General features: G+C 73.5%; 4 protein-coding genes. 2 read left to right on the forward strand and 2 right to left on the reverse strand.

What is annotated here, in order from left to right:
- Both ACFQO7_RS37545 and ACFQO7_RS37550 read left to right on the forward strand, forming a co-directional pair.
- Positions 1-272: substrate-binding domain-containing protein (locus tag ACFQO7_RS37545; protein WP_376810857.1), on the forward strand; the 272-nt coding region annotated here is incomplete at its 5' end.
- Positions 273-480: 208 nt separating this feature from the next.
- Entirely contained in the window at positions 481-1503 is a 1023-nt protein-coding gene (locus tag ACFQO7_RS37550; RefSeq protein WP_376810858.1) for a LacI family DNA-binding transcriptional regulator, read from the forward strand.
- Between the two features lie 291 nt (positions 1504-1794).
- Here the strand turns inward: ACFQO7_RS37550 and ACFQO7_RS37555 are convergent, their stop codons facing one another.
- Positions 1795-2409, reverse strand: a complete 615-nt coding sequence (locus ACFQO7_RS37555) for a dihydrofolate reductase family protein (RefSeq protein WP_376810859.1) — start codon at positions 2407-2409, stop codon at positions 1795-1797.
- Positions 2410-2652: 243 nt separating this feature from the next.
- Positions 2653-4773 (reverse strand): bifunctional diguanylate cyclase/phosphohydrolase, encoded by a 2121-nt coding sequence (locus ACFQO7_RS37560; protein ID WP_376810860.1) that lies wholly within the window; start codon positions 4771-4773, stop codon positions 2653-2655.
- Positions 4774-5031 lie beyond the last annotated feature (258 nt).

Below are 5031 nucleotides of genomic sequence, written 5' to 3' on the forward strand. Positions count from 1 at the left end.
GCGACCAGATGGCCCTGGGCGTCTACGAGGCCATCCGCCGCCGCGGCCTGCGCGTGGCCGACGACATCAGCGTCGTCGGCTTCGACGACCTGCCCGAGGTGCGGTGGTGCTCGCCGCCGCTGACCACGGTCCGCCAGCCGCTGGCCGAGATGGGCCTGCTGGCCGCGCGCACCGTGCTGCGCCTGGCCCAGGGGGAGAAGGTCGAGAGTCCACGCCTGGAGCTGGCCACCGAGCTGGTCGTACGCGACAGCGCCGCGGCCCCGCGGAGCTGACCGACGTCGTGTGGTGCGGCGTGCCGCCCGGAGCCGCCGCACCACGCGTCCCCAGCGCCGGATCCCCGTGACAAAATCTTGACCGGTAACAAGTATCGGTAGTCGCGCGAAACTTTCATGGCTACGCTGAGCCCAGGCTGCCGGCGTCCTGACCGGCGGCCGCCGCGGCGGCACCCCCTGCCGTCGCGCCGGGCCTGAGGAGCTGTCTGTGGCTGAGAAAGATACGCGCAAAGTCACCATCGCCGCGATCGCCGATCTGGCCGGGGTGTCCGTGCCCACGGTCTCGCGCGTGCTCAACGGCCGCTCCGATGTGGCCGTGCAGACCCGCGAACGGGTCGAGGAACTGCTCACCCGGCACGGCTACCGCCGCCGCCCGTCGGCCGCCCGCACCAGCTCCGGCCTGCTGGACCTGGTCTTCCCCGATCTCGACAGCCCCTGGGCCGTCGAGATCATCCGCGGCGTCGAGGACGTCGCGCACGCCGCCGGCATCGGCACTGTGGTGTCGGCCATCCACCGCCGCAACGCCTCGGCCAAGCAGTGGCTCGACGGCGTACGCAGCCGGGCCACCGAGGGCGTCATCTTCGTGACGTCGATGGTGGAGCCGCCGTTGCAGGCCGAGCTGCGCCGGCTCAACATCCCGGTGGTGCTCGTCGACGCCGACGGCATCCCGCAGCAGGACGCGCCCACCGTCGGCGCGACCAACTGGGCCGGCGGCCTGGCCGCGACCGAGTACCTGATCCGGCTGGGCCACCGGCGCATCGGGTTCATCACCGGCCTGCCCCAGCTGATGTGCAGCCGGGCCCGGATGGACGGCTACCGCGCCGCGATGGAGTCGGCCGGGCTGCCGGTCGACGACGGCCTTGTCTACCAGGGCGACTTCTACCACGAGTCCGGGTTCGCGGGCGGCACGCACCTGCTGCGGCTGCCGGACCCGCCGACGGCGATCTTCGCCTCCTGCGACCAGATGGCGCTCGGCGTGTACGAGGCCGCACGCCAGCAGGGCCTGCGGGTCGGCGACGACGTCAGCGTGGTCGGCTTCGACGACCTGCCCGAGGTGCGCTGGTCGTCGCCGCCGATGACGACGGTCCGCCAGCCGCTGGCCGAGATGGGCATGGTCGCCGCCCGCACCGTGCTGCGCCTGGCCAGGGGCGAGCACGTGGAGAGCCCACGGATGGAGTTGGCCACCGAACTCGTCGTGCGCGACAGCGCCGCCCCGCCCCGTGTTCGATAGGGACGCACCGATAGTTTCCGGAAGTTGTTGACTCGTTCTCGGTCGCCCGCCCAGTATGGTGATCGCATCAATCGATGTGTGTCCAGCTCTCGACGCCGCACGACCACCGCTGACGGGTGCGGCCCGTTTTCGGGACGCACATCGCAGTGGGCTGCCCCCCCGCCCGGACGGCGGCCCACACTCCCTTTCCGCTGCGCCGGATCCCGGCCACCAGTGGGGTGGGGCCGGGGCGGGAGCCCGTGACCGAGGCCCGGTCACGGGCTTCCGTCACCCGGGCGGCGGCGGTCCCGATCAGGCCGCCGCCTTTGCCGGGCGCACCGGCTCGTAGCGCACGTGGGTCACCAGGCCGGTGTGCCGGACCCCGACCTGCACCAGGTCGGTGCGCTCGACACCGGCGAACAACCGCTCGCCGCGGCCCAGCAGCACCGGCGCGATGTGCAGCCGCAGCTCGTCGATCAGCCCGGCGGCCAGGAACTGGTTGACCGTCGCGGCCCCGCCCGCGATCGCGACGTTGCGGTCGCCCGCGGCGGCCCGCGCCCGGACCAGGGCGTCGGCGATGCCACCGGTCACGAAGTGGAACTCGGTGCCGCCCGCCATCTTCACCGGCTCGCGCTCGTGGTGGGTGAGCACGAACACCGGCGCGTGGTACGGCGGCTCGTCGCCCCACCAGCCGGTCCAGTCCAGGTCCCAGTCGCCGCGGCCGGGGCTGAACATGTTGCGGCCCATGATGAACGCCCCCGCGTCGAGCACGTCGGCCAGCTCGGCGGCGTTGTTCTCCGGCTCGTCGAACATCCAGCGGTGCAGGCTCTCGCCGACCCCGTCGCCGAAGGGCGCGTCGGCACGCTGGTTCGGGCCCGCGGTGAATCCGTCCACCGACATCGCCATGTCACAGGTGACCCTGCTCATCGTTCGCTCCTCGTCGATCGCGGGGCACCCCGCCCCGTCCGACCATAGGACGGAGCCGCGCGACGTTTCTCGACACGCTCGCCGGAAATCTCCGCGGGCAGCAGGGACCCATGATCGTCCGATTTGCCCAGCACCTGTGCGTATCTTGACCTCGCATGCGCCCACATGCCTGGCAAGTCGAGTGACCTTGGTGCGGGTCGCGCCCCGCTCGGCGGCGGGGGGTCCTGGGGGCGGGTGGCCGGATCACCGGGCCGCGGTGCGTCCCTCGTCTGCGGCCGCGATGGAGGCCGGCACGGCGGGCGGCGCGGCCGCCGGCTCGGTGAAACGCGCCGGGTCGTCGAGCGCGCCGTCGTCGAGCAGTCCCAGGAACGCGTCCAGGACCACGGGATCGAACCGGGTGCCGCGCCCCCGGGCCAGTTCGTCGCGGCCGTCCGGCGGCGACGCCCCCGGCGGGATCGGGTCGTCGCCGCGCAGGACGGCCCAGGCGTCGCAAACGGCGATGATCCGCGCCCCGATCGGGATGTCCGAGCCGGCCAGGCCGTACGGGTAGCCGGTGCCGTCGTGGCGCTCGTGATGGGCGGCGACCAGCTGCGCCAGGTCCGAGCGTCCCGCCAGCTCGACGAGCAGGCGCGCGCCCTGCGCCGGATGGCCGAGGTCCTCGGCCCGGCCGGGGCCACGCGGCTCGTCGGGCCGGCGTCCGGCCAGGCTGGTGATCCGGCCGATGTCGTGCACCCGGGCGGCGGCCGCGGTGCGGCGCTGATCGGCCTCGTCCAGCCCGAGCCGCGAGGCGGTCCGAAACGCCCAGCGTGACACCGCGGCGGCGCATTGCCGGTCGCCGAGCGCCCGGTCGATCCGGTCGGCCATCCACACCAGCGCCGGGGGCAGGTCGGTGATCGGGTCCGCGGCGCTCGCCGAGGCCTGCCCGGAGCCGACGACGCGGTCTCGGCCGAGCGCCTTGGCCCGATAGACGGCCTCGTCGGCCTCGTCGATGAGGGCGTCGGTGTCGATCCGTCCGCGCTCGGGCTCGTCGGTGGCGACCCCGAGCGAGGCGGTGAGCGTCACCGGCTCGGGCACCCCGGCGACGTCCGTCGGGGTGCTGCGCAGGGTCTGCCGCAGCCGCTCGGCCAGCTCGTACGCGGCCGGGGCGGGGGTGCCCGGCAGCAGGCAGACGAACTCCTCGCCGCCGTAGCGGCACAGCAGGTCGCTGCCGCGCACCTCGCGGCGCAGCCGCTGGGCGACGTCGGTGAGCACGGCGTCGCCGACCGAGTGGCCGTAGGTGTCGTTGATGTCCTTGAAGTGGTCCAGGTCGATGAGGATCAGGCTGAGCGGCAGGCGGCGGCGCTCGGCGCGATCGGCCTCGACGTCGATCATCTCCTTGAAGAAGCGCCGGTTGTACAGGCCGGTGAGCTGGTCGGTGATCGCGGCGGTGCGCAGCCCCTGGGTGAGCCGGGCCCGGTCCCGGGTGGCGACCACCTGGCGTACCAGCAGCCCCAGCAGCAACACCATGGTCACCACGAGCGTCACCAGGCTGAGCCGGCCGACCAGGACGAGGTCGGCCACGGCGAGGCCGCCGACCGCGAGCACGGCAACCACGGCCGGCAGGAACGCCAGGTCCGGTTCAAGGGCCCGGGGCTGGTCGGTCTCGGCTCGACGGCCGGCCACGACAGCGGCCACGCACAGCAGCACGGCTTCGATCTGCCAGCCGAGGTTCACCCAGCTGGAGCTCTGGTACTTGTCGACGGCGGTCAGGTAGGCGTACGCGCCGTCGGTGACGGCGGCGAGGCCGAACGCGCAGCCCACGATGATGATCGAGCGGGGCACCTGGCGCGCGCCGCTGAGCAGCACCGCCACCAGGATGCTGACGATGCTCACCGAGAACACCGGATAGAGGAAGGTGACCAGGGCGGGCACGGTCCAGCTGCTCGGCACGAGCGGGCTGATCAGCGTCTGCCAGCCGATCGCCGCCGCGCCGGCGGCCACCAGCAGGGCGTCGAGCAGCCCCTGGGTCCGGCCGAGCACGCCCAGGCCCAGGCCGATCACAATCGCAGGCAGCGCCACGGCGTAGGAGAGCAGGTACGCGGCGTCGGCGAACGACGGCACGGGCGCGCCGTCGGGTGACAGGTAGGAGTAGACGGCCCAGGTGGACTCGCCGATGAGCCACAGCGAGTTCGACACGATCAGCAGCCGCCAGGCGGTGCCGACGCGTTGGCGGGTGCGGCCGGCGGCGTACACGGCCAGCGCCGTGGCGGCTGCGATCGGCACCAGGTAGACCACCTCGCCGACCAGGCGGGAGGCGGCGGGGGAGTCGCGGGTCGTCCGCAGCAGGACCGCGTACAGCACCACCCAGGCGATGCCGGCGAGCACAACGCCCACCACGGCCCGGTCGCGTCCGGCCGTCCGGGTCTCGAGTGCGCCCTCGTCTGCCGCCGTGACGAGCCTCCCGGTGGTGAGAAAACTACCCTCTGTCCAAGTCTGGCACAGTGCCCGGGTCGCGGGGCCGGTCGCCGAGGTTCCCCCCTCACGGGACGGGGCCGCCGGGTGGTCACCCGGCGGCCCCGTCCCGGCCCCGTCAGGGCTGCGCGGTCAGCCCGAACGACTGCGCGCCGGTGCCGTTGCAGGTGT

The sequence above is a fragment of the Catellatospora aurea genome, from assembly GCF_042663325.1.
GTDB lineage: Bacteria > Actinomycetota > Actinomycetes > Mycobacteriales > Micromonosporaceae > Catellatospora > Catellatospora aurea.

What these genes read in the sequence shown, in the direction of transcription:
- ACFQO7_RS37555 (WP_376810859.1), bottom strand. Translation starts at nt 2,409, where the DNA reads ATGAGCAGGGTCACCTGTGACATGGCGATGTCGGTGGACGGATTCACC.